Source organism: Streptomyces sp. NPDC048650, from assembly GCF_043199095.1.
In the GTDB taxonomy this organism is placed as follows: domain Bacteria; phylum Actinomycetota; class Actinomycetes; order Streptomycetales; family Streptomycetaceae; genus Streptomyces.
On record NZ_JBICVM010000001.1, the window covers coordinates 927,122 to 950,822 of the forward strand.

Annotated in this window: 23 protein-coding genes; 8 read left to right on the top strand and 15 right to left on the bottom strand. The window is 72.2% G+C overall.

The window, feature by feature from the left end:
• Positions 1–19: 19 nt before the first annotated feature.
• The gene (gene nucS, locus ACGFML_RS04305; protein ID WP_393539800.1) at positions 20–682 is read right to left on the bottom strand and encodes an endonuclease NucS; all 663 of its coding nucleotides are present in this window, start codon (positions 680–682) and stop codon (positions 20–22) included.
• A 249-nt stretch (positions 683–931) separates the two neighbouring features.
• Here nucS and ACGFML_RS04310 point away from each other — a divergent pair, with 249 nt between their 5' ends.
• On the top strand, positions 932–1,324 hold the full coding sequence (locus tag ACGFML_RS04310) for an SCO5389 family protein (protein ID WP_393539802.1): 393 nt from the start codon (positions 932–934) through the stop codon (positions 1,322–1,324).
• 169 nt (positions 1,325–1,493) lie between these two features.
• Here the strand turns inward: ACGFML_RS04310 and ACGFML_RS04315 are convergent, their stop codons facing one another.
• A complete protein-coding gene (locus ACGFML_RS04315; protein WP_393539804.1) occupies positions 1,494–2,534 on the bottom strand; it encodes an LLM class flavin-dependent oxidoreductase in 1,041 nt (346 codons plus the stop codon).
• A 224-nt stretch (positions 2,535–2,758) separates the two neighbouring features.
• Between ACGFML_RS04315 and ACGFML_RS04320 the strand changes: the two genes are divergently transcribed.
• On the top strand, positions 2,759–3,076 hold the full coding sequence (locus ACGFML_RS04320) for an ATP/GTP-binding protein (protein WP_393539806.1): 318 nt from the start codon (positions 2,759–2,761) through the stop codon (positions 3,074–3,076).
• A 4-nt stretch (positions 3,077–3,080) separates the two neighbouring features.
• Here ACGFML_RS04320 and ACGFML_RS04325 read toward each other — a convergent pair whose 3' ends face one another.
• The 7 genes from ACGFML_RS04325 to mce form a co-directional block, all read right to left on the bottom strand.
• Complete coding sequence (locus ACGFML_RS04325) at positions 3,081–4,433, bottom strand: ABC transporter permease subunit (protein ID WP_393539807.1); 1,353 nt, start codon at positions 4,431–4,433, stop codon at positions 3,081–3,083.
• Complete coding sequence (locus tag ACGFML_RS04330; RefSeq protein WP_393539809.1) at positions 4,430–5,638, bottom strand: ABC transporter ATP-binding protein; 1,209 nt, start codon at positions 5,636–5,638, stop codon at positions 4,430–4,432. The genes ACGFML_RS04325 and ACGFML_RS04330 overlap by 4 nt, the downstream gene beginning before the upstream one ends.
• A 175-nt stretch (positions 5,639–5,813) precedes the next feature.
• Positions 5,814–6,587: an ABC transporter permease gene (locus tag ACGFML_RS04335; RefSeq protein WP_393539811.1), complete on the bottom strand. Its 774-nt coding sequence runs from the start codon at positions 6,585–6,587 to the stop codon at positions 5,814–5,816.
• Complete coding sequence (locus ACGFML_RS04340) at positions 6,587–7,600, bottom strand: ATP-binding cassette domain-containing protein (protein ID WP_393539812.1); 1,014 nt, start codon at positions 7,598–7,600, stop codon at positions 6,587–6,589. Before ACGFML_RS04340 ends, ACGFML_RS04335 begins: the two co-directional genes overlap by 1 nt.
• Before the next feature lie 127 nt (positions 7,601–7,727).
• Positions 7,728–8,666 carry a cellulose-binding protein gene (locus ACGFML_RS04345; protein WP_393539814.1) on the bottom strand — a complete coding sequence of 313 codons (939 nt, stop codon included), beginning with the start codon at positions 8,664–8,666 and terminating at the stop codon, positions 7,728–7,730.
• A 113-nt stretch (positions 8,667–8,779) separates the two neighbouring features.
• Positions 8,780–13,027 (bottom strand): polarized growth protein Scy, encoded by a 4,248-nt coding sequence (scy, locus tag ACGFML_RS04350; protein ID WP_393539816.1) that lies wholly within the window; start codon positions 13,025–13,027, stop codon positions 8,780–8,782.
• Positions 13,028–13,235: 208 nt separating this feature from the next.
• On the bottom strand, positions 13,236–13,676 hold the full coding sequence (gene mce, locus ACGFML_RS04355; RefSeq protein ID WP_393539819.1) for a methylmalonyl-CoA epimerase: 441 nt from the start codon (positions 13,674–13,676) through the stop codon (positions 13,236–13,238).
• 173 nt (positions 13,677–13,849) lie between these two features.
• On the opposite strand from mce, the gene ACGFML_RS04360 reads away from it, so the two are divergent.
• Together ACGFML_RS04360 and meaB are read left to right on the top strand one after the other, a co-directional pair.
• Positions 13,850–15,025: an acetyl-CoA C-acetyltransferase gene (locus tag ACGFML_RS04360; RefSeq protein WP_393540408.1), complete on the top strand. Its 1,176-nt coding sequence runs from the start codon at positions 13,850–13,852 to the stop codon at positions 15,023–15,025.
• A gap of 36 nt (positions 15,026–15,061) precedes the next feature.
• Positions 15,062–16,021 (top strand): methylmalonyl Co-A mutase-associated GTPase MeaB, encoded by a 960-nt coding sequence (meaB, locus tag ACGFML_RS04365; RefSeq protein WP_393539821.1) that lies wholly within the window; start codon positions 15,062–15,064, stop codon positions 16,019–16,021.
• Positions 16,022–16,066: 45 nt separating this feature from the next.
• Here the strand turns inward: meaB and ACGFML_RS04370 are convergent, their stop codons facing one another.
• Positions 16,067–16,720, bottom strand: coding sequence for a PepSY domain-containing protein (locus ACGFML_RS04370; RefSeq protein WP_393539823.1), 654 nt, complete (start codon positions 16,718–16,720; stop codon positions 16,067–16,069).
• 135 nt (positions 16,721–16,855) lie between these two features.
• Here ACGFML_RS04370 and ACGFML_RS04375 point away from each other — a divergent pair, with 135 nt between their 5' ends.
• Both ACGFML_RS04375 and ACGFML_RS04380 read left to right on the top strand, forming a co-directional pair.
• Positions 16,856–17,518, top strand: coding sequence for a response regulator transcription factor (locus ACGFML_RS04375; protein WP_393539825.1), 663 nt, complete (start codon positions 16,856–16,858; stop codon positions 17,516–17,518).
• Between the two features lie 4 nt (positions 17,519–17,522).
• The gene (locus tag ACGFML_RS04380) at positions 17,523–18,923 is read left to right on the top strand and encodes an ATP-binding protein (protein WP_393540410.1); all 1,401 of its coding nucleotides are present in this window, start codon (positions 17,523–17,525) and stop codon (positions 18,921–18,923) included.
• A gap of 97 nt (positions 18,924–19,020) precedes the next feature.
• On the opposite strand, the gene ACGFML_RS04385 is transcribed toward ACGFML_RS04380, so the two are convergent.
• From ACGFML_RS04385 to ACGFML_RS04400, 4 genes are all read right to left on the bottom strand, one after another.
• Positions 19,021–19,497: a MarR family winged helix-turn-helix transcriptional regulator gene (locus ACGFML_RS04385; protein WP_393539827.1), complete on the bottom strand. Its 477-nt coding sequence runs from the start codon at positions 19,495–19,497 to the stop codon at positions 19,021–19,023.
• Between the two features lie 140 nt (positions 19,498–19,637).
• The gene (locus ACGFML_RS04390; protein ID WP_393539828.1) at positions 19,638–20,411 is read right to left on the bottom strand and encodes an AIM24 family protein; all 774 of its coding nucleotides are present in this window, start codon (positions 20,409–20,411) and stop codon (positions 19,638–19,640) included.
• A complete protein-coding gene (locus ACGFML_RS04395) occupies positions 20,408–21,058 on the bottom strand; it encodes an AIM24 family protein (protein ID WP_393539830.1) in 651 nt (216 codons plus the stop codon). The genes ACGFML_RS04390 and ACGFML_RS04395 overlap by 4 nt, the downstream gene beginning before the upstream one ends.
• Positions 21,058–21,696 (bottom strand): AIM24 family protein, encoded by a 639-nt coding sequence (locus ACGFML_RS04400; protein ID WP_393539832.1) that lies wholly within the window; start codon positions 21,694–21,696, stop codon positions 21,058–21,060. Before ACGFML_RS04400 ends, ACGFML_RS04395 begins: the two co-directional genes overlap by 1 nt.
• Positions 21,697–21,888: 192 nt before the next feature.
• Here ACGFML_RS04400 and ACGFML_RS04405 point away from each other — a divergent pair, with 192 nt between their 5' ends.
• On the top strand, positions 21,889–22,239 hold the full coding sequence (locus ACGFML_RS04405; RefSeq protein WP_393539834.1) for a DUF3817 domain-containing protein: 351 nt from the start codon (positions 21,889–21,891) through the stop codon (positions 22,237–22,239).
• Positions 22,236–22,535 carry an MTH1187 family thiamine-binding protein gene (locus ACGFML_RS04410; RefSeq protein WP_393539836.1) on the top strand — a complete coding sequence of 100 codons (300 nt, stop codon included), beginning with the start codon at positions 22,236–22,238 and terminating at the stop codon, positions 22,533–22,535. The genes ACGFML_RS04405 and ACGFML_RS04410 overlap by 4 nt, the downstream gene beginning before the upstream one ends.
• Before the next feature lie 104 nt (positions 22,536–22,639).
• Here the strand turns inward: ACGFML_RS04410 and ACGFML_RS04415 are convergent, their stop codons facing one another.
• Complete coding sequence (locus ACGFML_RS04415) at positions 22,640–23,626, bottom strand: DUF5937 family protein (protein ID WP_393539838.1); 987 nt, start codon at positions 23,624–23,626, stop codon at positions 22,640–22,642.
• Positions 23,627–23,701 lie beyond the last annotated feature (75 nt).

A 23,701-nucleotide genomic window follows, 5' to 3' on the forward strand; every position in this document is an offset into this window, starting at 1 on the left:
CCGTACGGCGGGCCGGAGGTCAGAACAGCCGCAGCTTGTCGTCCTCGATGCCGCGCAGGCCGTCGTAGTCCAGTACGACACAGCCGATGCCGCGGTCGGTGGCCAGCACCCGCGCCTGCGGCTTGATCTCCTGGGCTGCGAAAACGCCCTTCACGGGCGCCAAGTGCGGGTCGCGGTTGAGGAGTTCGAGATAGCGGGTGAGCTGCTCGACACCGTCGATCTCGCCCCGCCGCTTGATCTCCACGGCGACCGTCCCGCCGTCCGCGTCGCGGCACAAGATATCCACGGGGCCAATGGCAGTGGGGTATTCACGCCGAATCAGGGAGTAGCCCTCGCCGAGCGTTTCGATCCGGTCGGCCAGCAGCTCCTGAAGGTGGGCCTCCACTCCGTCCTTGATGAGGCCGGGGTCGACGCCGAGTTCGTGCGAGGAGTCGTGCAGGACCTCCTCCAGGGTGATGATGAGCTTCTCGCCCCCCTTGTTCTCCACCGTCCACACATCGCCGTCCCCCTCCTTGAGGGAACAGGGCGGGGACATCCAGTTGAGGGGTTTGTAGGCCCGGTCGTCCGCGTGAATGGAGACGGAGCCGTCCGCCTTCACCAGGATGAGGCGAGGGGCCGAGGGAAGGTGGGCGGTGAGCCGGCCCGCGTAGTCCACGGAGCAGCGGGCAATGACGAGACGCATGGGGCGAAACGCTACTCGACCGGGGGGTGCCCGCGCGATTCGCGCCGGCGCACGGTCGCTTTACGGGGGAAATCCCCGCACCCCCGGCGCTCGCCTTTGGCCGGTTGTATGTGCAATCTCCTGGTGCGGGCCTCTTGCGCGGCATACCGTTGAAGCGGGGGGTTGTGAGGCGAACACGCTCCGTCGCAAAACCCCTTGTCCCGTCCCTAGGCCCTGTCCGTCCCGGCGGGGCCGCGAGAGGAGAACCTCATGTCGCTCGACGTCTCACCGGCCCTCCTCGAACAGGCCGAGCGAGGCGAGGTCGACGAAGCCGCATTTGTCGACTGCGTCCGGAATTCCCTGCCCTACGCATGGGGGATGATCAGCTCCCTGGTGGCTCAGCTGAAGGTCGACGGCGGTCAGTTCGCCGACAACCAGACGCCGCCGCCGGACGAGCAGGCGCGCGGCCAGCTGCTGCGCGCGCTGGCGAGTGACGCCATCCGCGGTGCGCTGGAGCGCCACTTCGGTGTGCGCCTCGCATTCCAGAACTGCCACCGCCTCGCGGTCTTCCCGATCGACCCGGCCGTGGACGACCGTCTGGCCAAGTTCACCTCGATCCGGGGTCAGCTGCTGAACCAGTCGCCCGAACTGCGCGACTGCTGATCGGAGTTGCTGCCGCTGCGTACCACGCAGGGGTGCGCACCGCGCCCATGCGCCAGCGGCAGCACCACCGAACCACGGTATGACCTCATCGGAAGTACAGCGCCACCACACCACCGCGGGCGGGGGAACGCGGGGAACGCCGCTCGCCGCTCCGCTCCGTCCGGCGGAGTCACCCCAGCTGCGGCAGGACCTCCGTGCCCAGGCGGCGGACGTTCTCCTCGGTGGCGGCGAGATCACCGGAGCCCTCCACCAGCAGCGCGAACCGCGTGATGCCCGTACGCTCCGCCGACGCCGCCAGCCGGTCCGCGCACAACTGGGGCGTGCCGACGGGATGCAGCCCGCACAGCAGCTCCGTGTACGCCAGCGGATCCCGCATGGCGCGATAGCGGCCGTCGACCGTCACATGCGCGCCCAGCCCCTGCCGCAGCCAGCCGGGCATCGCCTTCGTCAGGGTCTCCTCGGCGTCCCGCCCGGCGTCGGCGATCTGCACCACCCCCGCCGACACGTGCGCGGCAGCGGCCACGTCGTCGCCGTCCCGGCCGGCCCGCAGGGCCTCCGACCGCCACAGCGCGACCATCTCCGCCTTCTCCTCGTCGCCGCAGTGCATCCCGAGCAGCATCGGCAGTCCGCGCTCGGCGGCCAGGCGTACCGAGGCGGGGGAGGTGCAGGCGACGACCACCGGCGGGCCGGAAGGGCCGTCGTCCACAGCGGTGAGCGCCTCGTCCGGCCGCGGCACGACCGCCACCTCCCGGAACGCGTATCTCTCGCCCGCCGCGCCGACCCGCGGCTCGCGCAGCCAGCGCAGCAGCAGATCGAGGGACTCCGGGAAGCCGTGGTCGTAGGCGTCGAGCCCGGCGCCGAACACCTCGAGGTCCACCCAGGGACCGCCGCGGCCGACGCCGAGTGTGAAGCGGCCCTCGGAGGTGAGATGCAGCAGCGCCGCCTGCTCACCGAGCGCCACCGGATGCTGGGTCGGCAGCACGCTCACCGCCGTACCGACGCCGATCCGGTGGGTGCGGCCCAGCATCAGTGCGGCCAGCGTCACCGCGCTCGGGCAGACGCCGTACGGCACGAAGTGGTGTTCCGCCAGCCAGACATCGGAGAGTCCGGCCTCCTCCGCCGCTTGTGCGGCGCGCACTGCGCGGTGCAGTGCTTCCCCCTGTCCCTGGCCGGGGAATTGTGCGGCCAGGATGAAAGCTCCCACGCGCATCGCTCTCTGCCTCCTCGCAGCCGACGCGGCTTCCCCCTTACAGGCAACAACGCCTGACACGTGCCAAAGGCACGGCCTGACGCGAAATTCCCCGATGATCGCAGAATCCCGCCGGGCAGCAACCGGCCGTGACAGGGCCGCGTACGCTGGTGACATCCCTCCCCCACGCTCGACTCCGCTCGCCCGGAGGGACCCCCATCCCCGCAGATTGCCCGAGGTGCTCAGTGTCTCCGCGTCGAAACCGCCAGCGTGGCGGTGAGAAGCCCGTCGACCGCGTGGGCGGCGACCGTTACGGCCTGGAACGGACCGAGGAGTGGCGTGGCGAGGAGTGGGTCGTGCGGCAGGTCGGGGGCGGCGGCGCGGCCAAGCACTACCGCTGCCCCGGCTGCGACCAGGAGATCCCGCCCGGTGTGCCGCACGTCGTCGCCTGGCCCCGGTGCGGCGACGTCGACGACCGCCGGCACTGGCACAAGGCGTGCTGGAACGCACGGGACCGCCGGAGCGCGCGGCTCCAGCGGTCCCGGAACGCACCCAGGTACTGACGCGTCAGACGTCGCGCCGCTCCTGGACGACGAAGGCGGCGCCCAGGGCCACGGCCGCCACACCGGCGATGATCAGCACGGGCGTCCAGCCCTGCGGACCGGAACCCGCGAAGAACGACGCGCCGTGCAGCGTCGCCAGCGCGTTGGGGACCGAGTAGTCGATGAGCGCGGTGGCCAGATCGCGGAGGCTCGCCGAGGCGGCCATGAACAGCGCCAGCAGCATCGGCAGCAGCACCAGTCCGAGCATCGCGCTGATCGCGCCCGCGGAGTGCCGCAGCAACGACCCCACCGCCAGGGCCAGCAGGCCGAGCAGCGAGACGTACAGACCGTCGCCCACGGTGGCGCGCAGCCACTGATCGGCCGTCGGGTCGGCGCCGTCCAGCATCCCCGAGGCGGAGACCGCCACCAGGGCCGCGCAGAGCGTCGTGACGACGAAGGACAGCAGGAAGAAGACGATCGACTTGGCGGCCAGCACCCGCGCCCGGCCGGGGCAGGCCGTCATGGTCGTACGGATCATCCCGGTGCCGTACTCGGAGGAGATGACCAGCACACCGAGCGGGATGATGCACAACGTGCCGAGCAGGAGCCCGATGAACGAGAGGCCCAGCTTGTTGCCGACGGTGTGACCGGAGGCGGCCACGAGGCCGGAGATCAGCAGGCCGATGCCGACGACCAGCAGGACCATCACGCCCAGCGTCCAGATCGTCGAGCGCACCGAGCGGATCTTCGTCCACTCGGAGGCCAGCGCGTGGCCGAGGTGGGTGTTGTTGACCGGGATCGGGGAGACGTAACCGGCCTGGCCGGCGCCCTGCCACTGGGCGCCCGGATGCGGCTGCTGCCCCGCCTGGGCCTGCGCCTGGGGCGGCACCGGGGGCTGCCCGTGCGGCTGCTGCTGGGCCTGCGGCTGCGGCTGGGGCGTCGGGGCGCCCCGGCTCTGGAGCATCATCGTGCCCGCGTCCCTGCCGGGGCCGTGCGCCGAGAGCGGCCGGGGCTCCGGCTGGGCCTGGGGGAGCGGCTGCTGGGCACCCAGCATCATCGTGCCGGGCTCGCCGGCGGGGGGCCCGGCGGGGGCGGGCTGCGCCGGCGGCTGCTGGGCCTGGAGCGTCATGGTGCCCTGCTCCTTGGCCTGGGCGGGACCCGGCCGGGCCGGCGGCTCCTGTGCCTGGAGCATCATCGTGCCGGCCTCCCCGGTGGGCGCCGGCATCGGCTGCTCGGGCCGCTGCTCCGCCTGCTGCTCCGGCTGGGGCGCGGCGGCCGGCGGCGCCGGCGGCATCGGCGGCGCGGGCGGCATCGGCTGCTGGTGGGCGCCGGTGTCCTGCGGTCCGCGCTCAGGCTGCGGCTGCTGAGGGCTGGTCATCGTGCGTCCTCGTTCTGCGGCGTGGGCATGGCGGCGGGGGCGGGTGCAGCGGCCGGCATGGGTGCGGCCGGCTGCGGGGGCTGCCCGTAAGGGTGGGGCGCGCCGTACTGTGCGGGTGCCCCGTACGGGTGACCCGGAGCCTGCCCGGGCGGGGGAAATCCCGGCCCCGGAGCGCCCGGCGCCTGCTGGGGGTAAGGCCCCTGCGGCGCGTAGGGGTGCGGCTGTCCCTGGCCAGGCGCATATCCGGCCGGCACGGGCATCTGCTGCTGGAGTCCCGCGCGCTGGTCGGCCGTCGAGCGGTAGTCCACGGCGCTCTGGGTCAGCTGCATGTACGCCTCCTCCAGGGACGCCTGGTGCGGCGACAGCTCCCACAGCCGGACATCCGCCTCGTGCGCGAGATCGCTGATCCGCGGCAGCGGCAGCCCGGTCACCTTCAGCGCGCCGTCCGGCTCCGGCACGACCTGGCCGCCGGCCTCGCCGAGCGCCGCGGTCAGCTTCTCGCGCTGTCCGGCGTCGGTGTCGGGGGTACGCACCCGGGCGAAGTCGGCGGAGTTGGCCGAGATGAAGTCCTTGACGGGCATGTCGGCGAGCAGCTGGCCGCGGCCGATCACGATCAAGTGCTCGGCGGTGAGCGCCATTTCGCTCATCAGGTGCGAGGAGACGAAGACCGTACGCCCCTCGGAGGCGAGCTGCTTCATCAGATTGCGCACCCACAGGATGCCCTCGGGGTCGAGGCCGTTGACCGGCTCGTCGAAGAGCAGCACCTGCGGATCGCCGAGCAGCGCCGCCGCGATGCCCAGCCGCTGGCCCATGCCCAGCGAGAACCCCTTGGAGCGCCGGCTCGCCACCGCCTGGAGGCCCACCACGCCGAGCACCTCGTCGACCCGGCGGGCCGGGATGCCCGCGAGCTGGGCGAGCGAGAGCAGATGCTGGCGCGCGCTGCGGCCACCGTGCACCGCCTTGGCGTCGAGCAGCGCGCCCACCTGGCGGGGCGCGTTGGGGAGCCGGCGGAAGGGACGGCCGGCGATCGTGGCGCGGCCCGAGGTCGGTGTGTCCAGCCCCAGAATCATCCGCATCGTCGTCGACTTGCCGGAGCCGTTGGGCCCCAGGAAGCCGGTCACGGTGCCCGGCTGTACCTGGAACGACAGGTTGTGCACGGCCGTCTTGGCGCCGTAGCGCTTCGTCAGGCCGACTGCCTCGATCATTCTCCGCCCCTCGCGCGATGGTCGGGGCAGAGGCGCGCTCGTACCCCCGTGAGGGTTAGGAGGCTATCGGTGTATTGACGGTTCCATGCAAATCGCCCCCGGTGGGCAGTGCGCCGCCCCGCGCCCCGCGGACCGCTCCACCCCGGACGGCGACGGACCGCACCGGGCCCGGCCGTTACGCGTCGCGCTTCTTGAGCAGCAGGAAACCGCCGGCCAGGGCGGCCAGCGTCCAGGCGATCATGATGCCCAGGCCGCCCCAGGGGCCGTACGGCACCGTCTCGCCGACACGCGGAACGACCTGCATGATCTTCTGGCCGGCCTGGTCGGGGAGATAGCGGCCGAGTTTCCGGGTGGCCGAGACGTTGCCGAGGATGTTGGAGATCAGGAAGAAGAACGGCATCAGGATGCCCAGCGACAGCATGGGACTGCGCAGCATCGCGGCGACCCCCATGGAGAACAGCGCGATCAGCGTCATGTAGAGGCCGCCCCCGAAGACCGCCCGCAGTACCCCGGGATCGCTCAGCTGCGCCCGATGGTCGCCCAGCACCGCCTGGCCCGCGAAGAACGTCACGAAGCTGGTGGCCAGGCCGACCACGAAGACCAGGACGGTGGCCACCGCCAGCTTGCTGAAGAGAAAGGTGGCGCGCTGCGGCACGGCGGCGAGCGAGGTACGGATCATGCCGGTGCTGTACTCGTTGGAGACCACCAGCACACCGAAGACGATCATCGCGAGCTGGCCCAGGCCCATCCCCGCGAAGCTGATGTTGGTGGGGTCGAAGGCGAACCGGTCGCGGGCCGCCATCGACCCGAAGTCGTTCCGGGCCAGGGTGCAGATCAGCACGCCCAGCGCGACGGTGACGACCACGGCGATGCCCAGCGTCCACACCGTCGACCGCACCGACCTGATCTTGGTCCACTCCGAACGCAGCACCTGCGTGACCGCCGCCATCAGCTTCCCTTCTTCTGCGCGTGCCGCTGCCAGTCCGCGCCCCAGCCGTCCGGCCGCACCGGCGTGCCGTCCGGCGGCGGCCGGACGGCACGCGGGGCCGCCGGCCGGTCGTCGTGCGCGTGGTACTCCACCGACTCGGCGGTCAGCTGCATGAAGGCGTCCTCCAGCGACGCCTGCTGCGGGCTCAGCTCGTGCAGCACCAGCTGATGACGGGCGGCCATCTCGCCCAGCCGGGACGCCGGGACCCCGTCGATCTCCAGCGAGCCGTTGCCGACCGCCACCGCGTCGATGCCCTCGGCGTGCAGCAGCTCCAGCAGCTTCTCCTGCTCCGGGGAGCGCATACGGACATAGGAGCGCGAGTTCTCGTGGATGAAATCGGACATCGAGGTGTCCGCCATCAGCTTGCCCTGGCCGATCACGATCAAATGGTCGGCGGTGAGCGCCATCTCGCTCATCAGGTGGGAGGAGACGAACACCGTACGGCCCTGCGCCGCGAGGTTCTTCATCAGATTGCGGATCCAGTGGATGCCCTCGGGGTCGAGGCCGTTGACCGGCTCGTCGAACATCAGGATCTCCGGGTCGCCCAGCAGCGCGGCGGCGATGCCCAGGCGCTGCCCCATGCCGAGCGAGAACCCCTTCGAGCGTTTCTTCGCCACCGAGGTCAGGCCCACCGTGTCCAGCACCTCGCCCACCCGGCTGCGCGGGATGCCGTTGCTCTGCGCCAGGCACAGCAGATGGTGGTACGCGCTGCGGCCGCCGTGCATCGCCTTCGCGTCCAGCAGCGCGCCCACGTGCGTCAGCGGGTCCCGCAGCTGCCGGTAGTGCTTGCCGTCGATGCGGACCGTGCCCTCGGTGGGGTTGTCCAGATCGAGCATCATCCGCATGGTCGTGGACTTGCCCGAACCGTTGGGGCCGAGGAAGCCGGTGACGATGCCGGGCCGCACCGCACACGTCAGGTGGTCCACCGCCACCTTGTCGCCGTAATGCTTGGTCAGCCCCTCTAGCTCGATCATGTACAGCACGCTAGGGGCGTCCCCGGACCCTCGCCACCGGGAGCCACCGGGTGCCCGCCCCCGTCACACGACCGCGCCCCCGCACCGCCACGGACGGCGGAACGGGGGCGCGGGAAGCTGTCTGGCGTCAGCGGGACTGCTGGGCGGGGACGCCGCGCGACGCGGTCTCCTCCTCGCCGGGCGCACCGGCCGCGGCGACGGCCGCACCGGTCAGCGTCGCGAGCATCTCGCGGACGTTGGTCAGCTGCGCGTTGATGGAGTCGCGACGGTTGGTCAGCGCCGCCAGCTCGCGCTCGGATTCGCTGCGGATACGGTCCGCCTTGGCGTTGGCGTCCGCCACGATGTCCTCGGCCTGGCGCTGCGCGGTCTCCACCGTCTGGCGGGCCCGGCGCTCCGCGTCCGTGCGCAGCTTCTCGGCCTCCAGGCGGAGCTGCTCGGCGCGGTGCTCGATCTCCGCGAGACGCTTCTCGGCCTTGGCCTGACGCGAGGCCAGATCGCGCTCGGACTGCTCACGGCGCTTGGCGAGGTTGGTCTCGAAGTCGGCGGCGGCCTGCGCGGCCTTGGCGCGGGTCTCCTCGAAGAGGGAGTCCGCCTCCTCGCGCTTGGACTGCGCGTCCTTCTGCGCCTCGGCACGCAGCGTGGACGCCTCGCCCTTGGCCTTCTCGACGATCCGGGCGCCCTCGTCCTCCGCCTTCGACTTGCGCTCGGCGGCGAACGACTCGGCGTCGTTGCGGACCTGCTGGGCGGCCGACTCGGCCAGCTCACGGTGCTGCTCGGCGGCCCGACGGGCCTCCTCGCGCAGGTCCTTGGCCTCCTCCTCGGCGAGGCGGAGGATCTTCTCGACGCGCGCACCGAGACCCGCGTAGGACGGTTCGGCGTCGTTGACCTGAGCCTGGGCGTTCTGCGTCTCGAGGTGCAGCTCCTCGATCCGCTTTTCCAGCGACGTGATGCGGGACAGCGCACTGTCGCGGTCGGCGACGAGCTTGGTAATGCGGTCGTCCACCTGACCGCGGTCGTACCCACGCCGCACGAGCTCGAAGCCGAAGGGGGAGGATGTGTCGCTCATGGGGTTCCTGTCGAAAGAGACCGGTGAGGTGATAAGGGAATCCTAGGGGTCTTCACGGCGTGTCATCGAGTCATTGCGCGTTCGAAGTGGAGAATGACCCCTCGTTTGAGTGGCTACCCTTCAGACGGCTTGCCACTCGAACGAGTTGCGCCCGCCCCCGCGGCTGCCTTGACGCCGCCCTTGCCCTCCGCGCCGCCCCCGGGCCCTTCAAACGACTCCAGCGCTTCCAATACGTCCTGAACGCGGGAGATTTCGGCGTTGATGTCCTCGCGCCGGCGCACCAGGACCTCCAGCTCGCGCTTGCCCTCGTCCACGATCCGGGCGGCCTCGGCCTCGGCCTCGGAACGCATCCGCTCCGCGTTGCGCACCGCCTCCGCCTTTTTGTTCTCGGCCTCCTTGATCAGGCCCTCGGCCTTCTTCACCGCCGAGATCCGGACCTTGCTCGCCTCGCTGTTCGCGTCCGACAGCAGCTGGTCGGCCTTCTCCTTGGCCTCCACCTGCTGCTCGGTGGCCTGCGCGATGAGCTTGTCGACCCGTTCCCCGGCGTTCTTCATCGCCTCCGACGACTCCCGGCGGGCCCGGTCGTGCAGCTCCTCGACCTCACTCTCGACCCGCGCCCGCAGCTCCTCGCCCCGCTCCCGGATGGCGGTGGCGTCCCCACGGGCCTCTTCCAGCAGGGTGTTGGCGTCCGTACGGGCCTTCTCCACCCGCGCATTGCCGTCGGTCGTCGCCTCCGACACCAACCGGTCGGCCTCCTTGCGGGCCGCCCCGACCATCGTGTCGGCCTGCTCCTCGGCGGCGGTGGCCGCCTTGAGAGCCTCCTCCTGGGCCCTGGCGACGAGCTGGTCGGCCTGCTCGGCGGCGTCCCCGCGACGCTTGGCCGCGTCCTTGCGCGCCTCGTCCAGCAGCCGGTCCGACTCCTGCTGCGCCTGGGTCCGCAGCCGCTCCGCCTCGGCCTCGGCGTCCTCCTTGACCTTCGCGGAGTCACCGCGGGTCCGCGTGGCGTGCTCCTGCGCGGCGGTGACCGTCTCGGCCGCGTCCGCCCGCAGCCGGTCCGCCTCCGCGGTGGCCGAGGCGAGCATCGCCTCCGCCTGGTCACGGGCGTCGGCCCGGGTACGGTCCGCGTCCTGCTCGGCGTCGGCGGTGGTCTTCGCCGCCTCGGCCCGCAGCCGCTCGGCCTCCGTACCGGCCTCCGAGATCAGCTCGTCGGCCTGCTCCGCCGCGTCCGACCGCGTCTTGTTGGCCGCCTTGCGTGCCTCGTCGCCGGTCCTCTCGGCGTCCGTCCGCGCGCTCTCCAGCGCCTCGGCCGCCTCCGCCCGCAGCCGCTCCGCGGCCTGGGACGCCTCGCTGACCATGGCGTGCGCCTGCTGCTCGCCCTCCGCGCGCAGCCGGTCGGCGGCCTGCTGGGCCTCGGCGACCACGCGGTTCGCGTCGTCCTGTGCCGAAGACGTCAGCTCGGTGGCCTCGGTGACGATCCGGTCGGCCTCCGCGCGGGCCTCGGTGACGAGCGCGTCGGCCTGCCCGGCCGCGTCCGACCGCATCCGGTTGGCGTCGTCGCGCGCCTCCGCCCGGGCCCGCGCCGCGTCCTGCTCGCCGGACGCCAGCGCGTCCGACGCGTCGGTGCGCAGCTGCTGCGCCTTCGCGGTGGCGTCCGCCACCAGCTTCTCCGCCTGGCCGGTCGCCTCCGACAGCAGTCCGTCGGCCTGCTCCGCCGCCTCCGTACGCGCCGCGTTGGCGTCCCGGCGCGCCGCGTCCAGCACACCGGCGGCTTCCGCGTGCAGCCGGTCGGACTCCTCGATGGCCTCGGAAACCGTCTGCTCCGCAAGGGACTTCGCGGCCTCGGACGCCTCCTGCGCCTCCTGCCGCACCCGCGCCGCGTCCTCGGAGGCACGCTCGCGCTGGTCGTAGGCGTCCTTGCGGACCCGGTCCGCCTCGTCCTGCGCCTCGGTCCTGATGCGCTCGGCGGAGTGCTCGGCCGCCGACCGCAGCCCGGCGATCTCCTGCTCGGCATGCTCATGCAGATCCGCGACCGCGTCCCGTACCTGCTGCGCGGTCTGCTCGGCCGCCCCGACGAGCTCGCCCGAGCGCCGGTCCGCCTCCTCGACCAGCCGCTCGGCCTCCGCCTGCGCCTCGCTCACCCGCGTACGGGCGGACGCCAGCAGCTCCTCGCTCTGCTCCCGCGCGGCCGTGCGCTCCTGGTGGGCCTCCTCGCGGGCCTCGCCCAGCAGCTGCTCGGCCTCCCGGCGCCGCCGCGCGGCCTCCTCCTGCGCCTCTGCCAGCGCCTGCGCCGCCTCCGTGCCCGTGCGCTCCGCGGCGGTGGCCGCCTCCGCACGCACCCGGTCCGCGGTCTCCTGCGCCTCGCCCCGCAGCCGCTCCGCCTCGGCAGCCGCCTCGCTGCGCAGCCGTACGGCCACCGCCTCGCCCTCGGAGCGCGCCGCCGACGCGTCCGTGGCGGCCTCGGTCCGCAGCCGCTCGGCCTCCTCCTCGGCCTCCTGCTGCAGCGTCCGGCGCCGGTCGGCGGCCTCCGACTTGAGCCGGGCCGCCTCCTCCTGCGTCTCCCGGCGCAGCCGCTCGGCCTCGGCGCGCGCCTCGCGCAGCGCGTCCTCGGCGGCCGTGACCCTGCTCTCGGCCTCGGTGTGCAGCCGGTCCAGCTCGGCCTGTGCCTCGGTCCGCTTCTCCTCGGCGGCCCGTTCGGCCTCCGCCCGCAGCTCCTGGGCGCCCTCCTCGGCCGTCGTGGTCAGCGTCTCCGCGGCCTGGGTGCCCTCCAGCAGCAGCTGCTCGGCCTCCGCACGGGCCCGCTCCAGCGCCTCCTCGGCCTGCCGGCGCAGCGCCGAGGCCCGCTCGATGGCCTCGGTGCGTACCCGCTCGCTCTCCGTGACGGCGCCCGAACGGGTCTCCTCCGCATCGGCCTTGGCCTTGCCCAGCAGCTCCTCGGCGGACCCGGCCGCCTCCTCGATCTGCTGCACGGCCTCGCGCCGGGCCTCGCTGCGGATCCGCTCGCCCTCCGCGACCGCGTCCGCCCGCAGCTGCTCCGCCTCGCCGCGCAGCCGCCGCGCCTCCTCCTGGAGTTCGACGGTCTTGGCGCGGTACTCCTTGGTGTCGTCCTTCGCCGCGCCCTTGAGCTGCGCCGCGGTGTCGTGCGCCTCCTCACGCAGCCGGTCCGCCTCGGACTCGGCCTCGCTGCGCAGCCGTTCGGCCTCCTCGGCGGCGGCCTTGGTGGTGGCCTTGGCGTCCTCGGACGCCTTGGTCAGCACCTCCTCCGCGGTCCGCGCCGCCTTCGCCAGCTGCGCCGCGGAGTCCTCGGCCGCCTTCGACCGGGCGGTGTCCTGGGCCTCGGAGACCAGCCGCTCCGCCTCGGTGCGGGCGTCCTCGCGCAGTTGCTCGGCCTCGGCCTTGAGCGCCTCGGCCTCCTTGGTGGCCTCGCCGACCAGCCGCGCGATCTCCGCCTTGGCCGTACGGGTGCGCTGTTCGTTCTCCGACTCGGTGGCCGACAGCCGCTTGCCGGCGGCCTGCTGGGCCTCCTCGACGAGCTTCTCCGACTCGGCGCGCGCCTCGCGCAGCGCCGCGTCCGCCTCCTGGATCCGCGCCTCGGCGCTGCGGGTCAGCTCCGCGGCGGCCCGCCGCGCCTCCTCCGACTCCGAACCGGCAGTCGTACGCAGCTGCTCGGCCTGATCGGTCGCTTCCTGGGCCTGGTTGGACGCGGCGTTCAGCAGCCGCTCGGCGTCGGTGCGGGCCCGGCGCAGGATGGATTCCGCCTCGGCACGGGCCTCTTCCGCCGAGGTGTCCAGGCGCTCACGGGCGCGTTCGGCGAGCCGCTGGGCCTCGGTGCGCGCGGACGACAGGGCCTGTTCGGCCTCCGCCCGGGACTCCTCCATGAGCCGGCGGGCCTGCGACTCGGTGCGGGCGCGCAGCTGTTCGGCCCAGGCGACGTTCTCGTTGACATGCGATTCGACGGTCTGGCGGCGCTCGTTGAGCTCCTCGTCGAGCCGCTGGCGGCGGGTGACCGCCTCGGCGTGCAGCTCGGCCTCCAGCCGGGACTGGCGTTCGGCCTGCTCCTGGAGCAGTCGCTGGGTCTGTGACCGCGCCTCGCGCAGCTCGCGCTCCGCGTCCGTACGCAGCTGGTCGGCCTGGATCTGCGCGTTGCGCAGCAGCTGTTCGGCCTGATGGCTGACGTTGTCGTAGGCAGGGCGGGTCGCGAGGTTGCGGCGTGCCTCGTGGAGCTTGGCACGCAACACCTCGACCTGATAGCCGAGGTCGTCGGCGTGCTGGACGGCCTTTTCCCGCTCGGTCTTCAGCCGCTCCATCTCGGCCTCGAACTGCGAGAGGTGGTCGTCAGCCTCGTAGCGGTCGTTGCCCCGCACTGCGCGGTCCCATCCGTCCCCTGGTCATGGTGGCGGCCGACTCCGTCCTGCGGTTGCTCGTCCCGTACACGTCACGTCGTACCGGACTCGCGCCCCTCGGAGCTGACCCTTCCGAAGAAATGGTGTCAGATCATCGGCAGAGTATGGACCGAGCCCCACTCCCGTACCCCGGCCGAAGGTGCACTCTACCGGCCGGGGAACGCAAAGGTCAGTGGTCCGCCGAGGCGGGGGGTGCGGCAGTGACGAGTTCGGTGAGCACTCCGTGACAGTCCTTGGGGTGCAGGAAGGTGATCCGCGAGCCCATCGAACCGGTCCTGGGCTCGTCGTAGAGGACCCGGACGCCCTTGTCGCGGATGGCCGCGGAGTCGCCGTCCACATCCGCCGTGCCGAAGGCGATGTGGTGGACACCCTCGCCGTTCTTGGCAAGCCACTTGCCCACCGCGGAGTCCTCCCGGGTCGGCTCCAGGAGCTGCAGATACGAGGCCCCGCCGTCGGAGGTCCCGTTGATTTTCAACATCGCCTCCCGCACGCCCTGCTCTTCGTTGACCTCGGAGTGGAACACCTCGAATCCGTACGTGGCACGGTAGAAGTCGACGGTCCTGTCGAGGTCGAAACAGGCGATCCCGATGTGGTCGATTCGCGTCAGCATGGCTCCAGTGCACCGCTCACACGGCCGGTTACGCAACGTGCGCGCCGTCACACCCGCTTCCCGGTGACCCCGGGCGTACCGCTCAGTACATTGACGGGAACCCTCGTTAACTTCCCTGCAAAGGAAGGCCGCACCGCATGTCTGCAACGAATGGCACCAACGCAACCACCTCGGTGATCGTGGCGGGAGCGCGGACCCCCATGGGCCGCCTTCTGGGATCCCTGCGCACCTTCTCCGGCGCCGAGCTGGGCGCCTTCGCCATCAGGGCCGCGCTGGACCGGGCGGGCATCGGCGGCGACCAGGTCCAGTACGTGATCATGGGCCAGGTGCTGCAGGCCGGCGCCGGCCAGATCCCCGCCCGCCAGGCCGCCATCAAGGCCGGCATCCCCATGAACGTCCCCGCGCTCACCGTCAACAAGGTCTGCCTCTCCGGCCTGGACGCGATCGCGCTGGCCGACCAGCTGATCCGCGCCGGGGAGTTCGACGTCGTCGTCGCCGGCGGCCAGGAGTCCATGACCAACGCCCCGCACCTGCTGCCCAAGTCCCGCGAGGGCTACAAGTACGGTGCCGTCGAGATGCTCGACGCGATGGCGCACGACGGCCTCACCGACGCCTACGAGGGCGTCGCGATGGGCGAGTCCACCGAGAAGCACAACACCCGCCTCGGCATCGCCCGCCCGGAGCAGGACGAGGTCGCCGCCCGCTCCCACCAGCGGGCCGCCGCCGCCCAGAAGAACGGGCTCTTCGAGGCCGAGATCACCCCCGTCGAGATCCCGCAGCGCAAGGGCGAGCCGGTGGTCTTCAGCCAGGACGAGGGCATCCGCGGCGAGACCACCACCGACTCGCTCGGCAAGCTGCGCCCGGCCTTCGCCAAGGACGGCACGATCACCGCCGGCACCTCCTCGCAGATCTCCGACGGCGCCGCCGCCGTGGTCGTGATGAGCAAGGCCAAGGCCGAGGAGCTGGGCCTGGAGTGGATCGCGGAGATCGGCGCCCACGGCAACGTCGCCGGCCCCGACAACTCCCTCCAGTCGCAGCCCTCCAACGCCATCGGCCAGGCCCTGGGCAAGGACGGCCTGACCGTCGAGGATCTTGACCTGATCGAGATCAACGAAGCCTTCGCGGCGGTCGCCGTGCAGTCAATGAAGGACCTGGGAGTGTCCCCGGAAAAGGTGAATGTCAACGGCGGTGCGATCGCCCTGGGCCACCCGATCGGCATGTCCGGCGCCCGCATCGTGCTGCACCTCGCACTGGAGCTGCGCCGCCGGGGCGGTGGCGTGGGAGCCGCCGCGCTGTGCGGGGGCGGCGGCCAGGGCGACGCGCTGATCATCCGCGTTCCGGGTAAGTAACCGCGAGACGGACCGAGCCGAAGGAGACGCGCAGCGATGGTGGACGTCCCGCAGCTGGTGGAGCAGGCCCGGCAGGGCCGGCCGAGGGCGGTGGCCCGGCTGATCTCCCTCGTCGAGGGGGCCGCACCGGAGCTGCGCGAGGTGATGGCGACGCTTGCGCCGCTCACCGGCAACGCCTACGTGGTCGGACTGACCGGTTCACCCGGAGTCGGGAAGTCCACCACCACCTCGGCTCTGGTGACGGCCTACCGCAAGACGGGCAAGCGCGTCGGGGTCCTCGCCGTCGACCCCTCCTCGCCGTTCTCCGGCGGCGCGCTGCTCGGCGACCGGGTACGGATGAGCGAACACGCCTCCGACCCCGGCGTCTACATCCGCTCGATGGCCACCCGCGGCCACCTGGGCGGCCTGGCCTGGGCCGCCCCCCAGGCGATCCGCGTCCTGGACGCGGCGGGCTGTGACGTCGTCCTCGTCGAGACGGTCGGCGTCGGCCAGTCCGAGGTGGAGATCGCCTCGCAGGCCGACACCAGCGTCGTCCTGCTGGCCCCGGGCATGGGCGACGGAATCCAGGCGGCCAAGGCCGGCATCCTGGAGATCGGCGACGTCTACGTGGTCAACAAGGCCGACCGCGACGGCGCCGACGCCACCGCCCGCGAGCTCAACCACATGCTGGGGCTGGGCGCATCGCGGGCACCGGGCGACTGGCGGCCGCCGATCGTCAAGACCGTCGCGGCCCGGAGCGAGGGCATCGACGAAATGGTCGAGGCGCTGGAGAAGCACCGCGCCTGGATGGAGGAGCACGGGGTGCTGGCGCAGCGCCGCCGGGCCCGCGCGGCCCGCGAGATCGAGACGATCGCGGTGACGGCGCTGCGCGAGCGGATCGGCGATCTGCGCGGCGACCGGCGGCTGGGCGCGCTCGCCGAGCGGACGGTGACCGGCGAGACGGACCCCTACCGGGCGGCCGACGAGCTGGTCGAAGGCGTCACCAACGGCGGCTGAGCGGCCGCCCCGGAGACTCCGGGGTGGCCGCCGTGCGCATCGGCCTCAGTCGTCGGCTCCGTCGTTGTCGTTGTCGTCGTCGTCCGCATCGTGCGCGGGGGCGGCCGTCGGCTTCCCGGAGTCCGGGTCGATCAGCAGTTTGTGCTCCTTGCCGTCCTTCGTGACGGTCTCGGCCTCCCAGACGGCACGCGCCCGGTGGTCGTCGTCCAGGTCGAGGGAGGTCACCGTGGCGTGCGCGCCGGCGATCCGGGCCGCCGCGGCGGCGTCGACCTTCGCGCCCGACGGCGAGACGGCGTCGTCCTCGTGATCGACGTGCTGGTCCAGCACCCGGCCACTGCCGGCGTCCAGGGTGACCTCGTGCCACTTCCCGTCCTTGCCGAGCACGTCCGCCTCCCACACCAGACCGGGCCGGTCCCGGTCCAGGTCGAGGCCGGACACGGTGCCCGGCACGGCCTTCAGCGCGGCCGCCGCGGCCTGCGGCGCACTCACCCCGGCGGCCCGCGCCTCCCGCACGTCCTCCTGCCCGCCGTCGTCACCGCCCCGCCCCTGGCCGTCGTGCGCCGCGAGCTGCGCGGTCGTCCGGGCACCGGACTGCACCGAACCCGGCCCGTCCCCGCTGTTGACGGCGAGGGCGGTCGTCGTGCCGCCCGCGATCAGCGCGGCAGCGGCGGCGGTGGCGATGACGATGTGGCGCTTCATGCAATCTCCCCTGTACGGCGGACCGGTGTCGGCCGGCCCGGTGTTCGGCAGTGACCACACACTCGCCGAACGAACCTGAAGGGGACCTGAAGCCACCTGAAGAGGTCTTCAGGTCGGGAATGGCAGGCTGACCTCATGCGCCTGTTGATCGTGGAGGACGAGAAGCGGCTGGCCCTGTCGCTGGCCAAGGGCCTGCGGGCCGAGGGATACGCGGTCGACGTCGTGCACGACGGCCTGAGCGGGCTGCACCAGGCCGGCGAGGGCGCCTACGACCTGATCGTGCTGGACATCATGCTCCCCGGCATGAACGGCTACCGCGTCTGCGGAACCCTGCGGGCCGCCGGCAACGACGTGCCGATCCTGATGCTCACCGCCAAGGACGGCGAGTACGACGAGGCCGAGGGGCTGGACACCGGCGCCGACGACTACCTGACCAAACCCTTCTCGTACGTGGTCCTGGTCGCCCGGGTGAAGGCGCTGCTGCGCCGGCGCGGGCACACCGCGCAGCCGGTGCTGCGGGTGGGGACGCTCACCGTCGACCAGGGGTCGCACACGGTGGAGCTCGACGGCGCCCAGGTGGCCCTGACCGCCAAGGAGTTCGCCGTGCTGGAGCAGCTGGCGCTGCGGGCGGACGAGGTGGTCTCCAAGGCCGAGATCCTCGAACACGTCTGGGACTTCGCGTACGAGGGCGACGTCAACATCATCGAGGTGTATGTGAGCGCCCTGCGCCGCAAGCTCGGCGCCCGGCGCATCCTGACGGTCCGCGGCGCCGGATACCGGCTGGTGCCCGGTGCGTAGGGTGCTGGGCCCGGTACGGGTCAGGGCGGCGGCCGGCGCGACGCTCGTCGTGGCGGTGGCGCTGATCGCGGCCGGCACGGCCGTGCTGCTGGTGCTGAGCGGCACCCTGCAGGACCAGGCCCAACTGCAGGCCGAGGTCGCCGCGCGCGAGGTCGCCGCGCAGATCGCGACGGGCACGCCCTACGCGAAGCTGGACCTGCCCGACGGCGACGACCACCCGGTCGTGGTGCTGGACGACGACGGGCGGGTGCGGGCGGCCGGCGACGACGTGCGCGCCGTGGACGGCAGGTCGGCCCGGCCCGCGAAGAGCGCCGGCACCCCCGCACCCGGCGAGGACGGCGACGATGACGACGACGGGGACCGGTCGTCCGGACGGGGCGAGGTCGACGACGACGCGCACTACCGCGACGGCACCGCGAACGTCGACGGCAAGGTGGCCGACTACCGCTTCGCCTCGGTCGAGGCCAAGGGCCCCGGCGGCGCCGGGGCCACGGTGCGGGCCGGTGCGGCGCTGGCACCCGAGCGCAGCACCGTCGGCACGGTACGCACCGCGATGCTGATCGGACTCCCGCTGCTGCTCCTGGTGGTGGCCGCGGTGACCTGGCTGGTGACCCGGCGGGCGCTGCGCCCGGTGGAGGGCATCCGCGAGGAGATGGCCGCGATCACCGCCAGCACGGACCTGAGCCGCCGGGTGCCGGTGCCCGCGGCCCGGGACGAGATCGGCCGGCTGGCCCGTACCACCAACGAGACGCTGGCGGCCCTGGAGACGTCCGTGGAGCGCCAGCGGCGGTTCGTCGCGGACGCCTCGCACGAGCTGCGCAGCCCGATCGCGAGCCTGCGCACCCAGCTGGAGGTGGGCGTCGCGCATCCGGAGCTGCTGGATGTGCCGGGAGCCGTGGCGGACACCGTGCGGCTGCAGCGGCTGGCCGCCGACCTGCTGCTGCTGGCACGGCTGGACGCGGGGGAGCGGCCGACGCAGGCCCGGGTCGATCTTGCCGCGCTGGTACGGGAGGAGAGCTCACAGCGGGTCGGGGACCGGATCCCGGTACGGACCGGGGACCTGGTGGGTGTCGAGGTGGCCGGCTCCCGCGGACAGCTGGGCCGGGTCCTGGGCAACCTCCTGGACAACGCTCAGCGGCATGCCGTCTCGGCGGTGCGGGTGGCCGTGCTGCGGGAGGGGGAGTGGGCCGTGCTGCGGGTCGACGACGACGGGCCCGGGGTGCCGCAGGACCAACGGGAGCGGATCTTCGAGCGGTTCGTACGGCTCGACGACGCGCGGGCCCGGGACGACGGCGGGGCCGGGCTGGGGCTGGCCATCGCGCGGGATGTCGCGGAGCGGCACGGCGGCACGCTGGCGGTGGGGGAGGGCTCGGTGTTCGAGCTGCGGCTGCCGGTGGCTTCCTGAGGGCTGCCGGTGGTCGCGCTGAGTGGCCCGGCTGAGCGGCCCGGCTGAGCGGTCCTGCTGAGCGGCCCGCGGCCCGTGGCGGGCCGCGGTGGCCGGCTCAGAGACCGCCGCGGTGTTCCCTCAGATGCTCGGCCACCGGGGCGAGCGAGGCCCGCAGCGCTTCGAGTTCCCCGACGGCGAACAGGTCGATGAAGTGCTTGCGCACCGAGGCGACGTGGTGCGGTGCGACCCGGCGCATGGTCTCCCAGCCCTCCTCCGTCAGTACGGCGTAGAGGCCGCGGCGGTCCGACTCGCAGCTCTCGCGGCGCACCAGGCCGGCGTTCTCCATCCGCGTGATCTGGTGCGAGAGCCGGCTCTTGGACTGCAGGGTGCCGGCCGCCAGGTCGCTCATCCGCAGCCGGTGGTCCTTGGCCTCGGAGAGGTTGACCAGGATCTCGTAGTCGTTGTTCGTCAGGCCGAACGGCTGCAGATCGCGCTCCAGTTGGTGCATCAGCAGCCTGCTGACGTCCAGATGGGTGCGCCAGGCGTGCTGTTCCTGGTCGGTCAGCCAGGGGGTGTCGCTGTCGGTCGTCATGGAGGAATTCTATCCGTAAAAGTTGAATAGTTAATTAAGTTGGCTGCGACCCCGCACCCGCCGCCGCCCACCGGCCGCCGGGTGCGGCCGGGCCCCGTGCGGTGGTCAGGCGTTCGAGGTCACCGTCCGCAGACTACCGCTCACAGCCCGAAGCGACGCTGGAGGCCCCCGAGGCCACCGGGCAGCTGGGGCAGTTGTGAGCCACTTTGCGCCCCGTGCCCGCCACCGCCCGGAACGCCCGCCTCGTCCGGAACCACGCCCGTGGCCCGCTCCGGCATCAGCACCTCCGTCGACTGCAGCAGGACCGTCCCGGCCCCCACGAACTCGAACTGGTGCTCCTCGCCCGAGACCCCGCCGATCCCGGTGTGCGCCCGCAGCCCGCCCAGAAAACCCCGCAGGTACTGGTGGTCGTAGTGATGGCACGGCGAAGGACAGTCCGCCCACCCGACCAGCGCCTGCGGATCCACCCGGATCGGCGGCTCCATGAACACCACCGGGCCGTTCGAGGCGGCCACGAACTTCCCCGTACCGATCAGAGTGAGAAAGCCCGGCACGATCGACTGCTTCAGCGACAGAGATGGCTGAAAGGCGAGCAGGTTTCCGGCCCGGATCGTGAGGTTGCCCTCATCGAGATCGAAGGAGTTCACATCGAAGGCGCGGTCGGCGAGCAGCATCTTGCCCTGCCCCTCGGCGACCACCCAGTCCGCGGCGTGCAGCGGCGAATGGAAACTCCCCGCCACCAGCCGCTCCAGGCGGCCGTGCCCGATGCCGTGGAAGTCGATCCGCCCGTAATAGGCGATCATCTTCCCCTTCTGCAGGAACCACCGGCCGTCGAGCTCCACGCTGAACGCGTACGGATTGACGTTGTCGTCGGCCGGCAGCGTCTGGACGTCGTGGACGACGGGACCGGTCACAGCTTCTCCTCCGACGCCTGGACGTAGACGGTGCCCTGGCCCGACAGCTCCAACTGGAAGGCCTCACCGGAGCCGCGGCCGACCATGTCGCGCCAGCCGAGCGCCGTGGACAGTTTGTTACGGACGTCGCCGCGGTGGGCCACATACGCCTGCGGATCCACATGGACCGGGCGCTGCGGCGTGATCGGCAGCTCGATCACCCCGCCGTGCGCCATCACCGCCGCCGCGCCACGCCCCTTGAGCGTCGTGGTGAACAGACCCTGCCCGGTCACCTGACCGCGCACCATGCCCATCACACCGCCCTGCGAACCCATGAACATCGTGCCCTGCTCCAGCGAACCGTCGAACGCCAGCAGCCGGTCGGCCTCGACATACAGCGTCTCGCCCGTCAGATCGACCACCTGGACATGATGGCCGCCGTGCCCGAACATCACCGTGCCACTGCCCTCCACCGTCATCAGCGGCGTGGCCTCACCGGCGATCCGCCGGCCGATCATCGAGCCGACGCCGCCCTGACCGCCCTGAATGTTCGGGGTGAAGGACACCTCGCCGCGGTAGGCCAGCATCGCGCCACGCTGACTGAACATCCGCTGGCCCGGTGCGACACGCGCCTCCACCATGCGGGAGTTGAGCGCCGTGAACGGCATCAGACCTCACCCCCCACGGTGTTGCGCTCGCTGGGCTGCACATAGACCAGACCGTCGCCCTCGAAACGGATCTGGAACGCCTCGCCCGATCCCTCCCCGATGACCGTGCGGAAGTTCACCCCGGACTGGAAGTGCTGCTTGAGGCCGCCGGTGTGCGCGATGTACGCGCCCGGATCGACCTGCAGCGGGTACTGCTTGGTGACCCGCAGCACCACCGCCGGCCCGTCCGAGGTGATCGCCGCCTGGCCGTGCCCCTCGACGGTGGTGGTGAACAGGCCGTTGCCCTGCGAAGCGCCCCGCAGCCCGGTGAAGGTCGTGCCGGTACGCAGCTCCGCATCCGTACAGAGCAGATTGTCGGCCTCGACGTAGAGCTTCTCGCCCGTCAGCCGCACCAGGTTGATCTCGCTCGCCCGGTCCGCGAAGAAGCAGGTGCCATGGCCCTTCACCTCCATCACGGCCATCTGCTCGCCGGTCAGCCGCCGGGTGACCATGCCGCGCAGGCCCTCGCCGCCCCCGGTCATCTTCTTGAACGACATCTGGCCGTCGTACGCGACCATCGCACCGTTTTTCGCCTTGACGGCATCGCCCGTCATGTCGACGGCGAGCACTTTGCTCCCCTGGAGCCGAAACTGAGCCACGGATCAGACCGTAGTCGGCCGGGGCCGTCCGAGGCAGGCCCTTTTGGTCACGGTCTGCCCCCGACTGGGGCGGAACCGGGCCGCCCGGCCCCCCGCGCAGTGATCATCAGGTCGGCTGTCACAATGGGGCACGGCTTGTGAACTCTTGCACAAGCGATTGCTGGCTCCCTTCGCCGTACTGACGAGGTTCCCGTGGACATCAAGACCGCCGCTGCCCTGCACCGACTGCGCCTGGCATCCATCCCGGAGGCGCTCTCCTTCCCGGCATTGCTGATCTTCGGCACCGGCTTCCGGCTGGTCCTCGACTACGACTCCCTGGTGATGCCGCTCGGCCTGCTCCACGGCATCCTCTTCACCCTCTACGTGGTGCTCCTGCTGGACGTGTGGAACCGCACCAAGTGGCCCTTCAAGCGCGTGGCCTTCTTCTTCGTCCTGGCGGTCCTGCCCTTCGGCGGCCTCTACGGGGACCGCGTCCTCAAGCGGGAGGAAGAAGCCGGCCTGATCGCCGCCCGCGCCCGCAAGGAAGGGGTCGTCAACGTATGATCGTCGCCTTCTCGGTCAGCCCGCTGGGCGTCGGCGAGGACGTCGGCGAGTACGTCGCCGACGCCGTCCGAGTGGTCCGCGAATCCGGGCTGCCCAACCGCACGGACGCCATGTTCACCTCCATCGAGGGCGAGTGGGACGAGGTCATGGACGTCGTCAAGCGCGCCGTCGCGGCCGTCGAAGCGCGCTCCGGCCGGGTCTCACTGGTCCTCAAGGCCGACATCCGGCCCGGTGTCACCGACGGCCTGACCTCGAAGGTCGCCACCGTCGAACGCCACCTCGCCACCGAGGCGTGAGGGGTGAGGCGTGAGGGGCGAGGCGTGAGGTGTAGCGCCGAGCGCCGTCGCGGCGTAGGGCCGAGAGCCATCTCGCCAGCTCGCCATCGCGGCGTACGGGCGCCTCAGCCACCCGCCGCCAGGGCGATCCCCAGCGGAGTCCGCTCGTAGAGCACCTGACGTCCGTGCCGGCGCGAGGCCAGCAGACCGGCGTCGCGCAGCACGGACAGATGCCCCGACACGGACGACGGCGCCAGGCCCAGGCGATGGGCCAGGGCCGAGGTCGTCGACGGGATGTCGAGGGCAGCCAGCACGGCGGCCCGGTTCGCGCCCAGCAGCCCGACGAGGGCCGGCCCGCTCTCCCGCTCGCTCCACAGGCCGCCGACCCCGCGCGCCGGATAGATGACGGTGGGCTGCCACGGCGGATCGAAACCGCTCACCACATCCGGCCAGACGAAGACGCTCGGCAGCAGCAGCACCCCGCGCCCGTCCAGATCCTGCATCTGCCGGAAGTCGGTGCGGGTGCGGACCGTGAGGGTCCCCTCCGACCAGGACAGCCGCGGATGCAGATCGGCGAACAGCCGCCGCAACCCGCCGCTCGCCAACTGGCGCGACCGGTAGGCGATCTCCGCCTCCAGCAGGGCGCGCAGCCGCGGCCAGTCCGGGGCCAGCAGCGCATGCCAGGCCCGCTCGGTGACGTCCGCCAGCTCCCGGACCGCCCGCGCCGGATCCGCCAGCGCCGCCCGGCCGCGCGCCGACCCGGCCGCCCCCGGTACACACGCCAGCGACTTGGCCATCTCCACCCGCGCCACCGCCGGATCCGTGGCCCGCAGCAGCGCCAGCTCCTCGGCGAAACCGGCCAGCGGCACGGCCGGCGGCCGCCCCAGGAAATCCGGTGTGTACCCGGGCGGCGACGACGGCATGAACAGCCACAGCGGGGACAGGTCCAGCCCCGCCACCGTCGCGCGCATCCGCCGCAGCCACGGCAGGTGATAGCCGTGCCGGTCCGCGCGGCGCAGCGTGCGCACCGCCTCGTGCGTCTCGCACAGCGGCGAGATGGCGAACCGGATCCGCAGCAGGTCGTCCGCCCCGAAATGCAGATGCAGCGGCATCCCACCGCCTCCCCTCCCCAGGATTCGGCTGCAGCCGAAAGAGTAGGCCGCGGCGGCCGCCCCCGGCACGCTGCC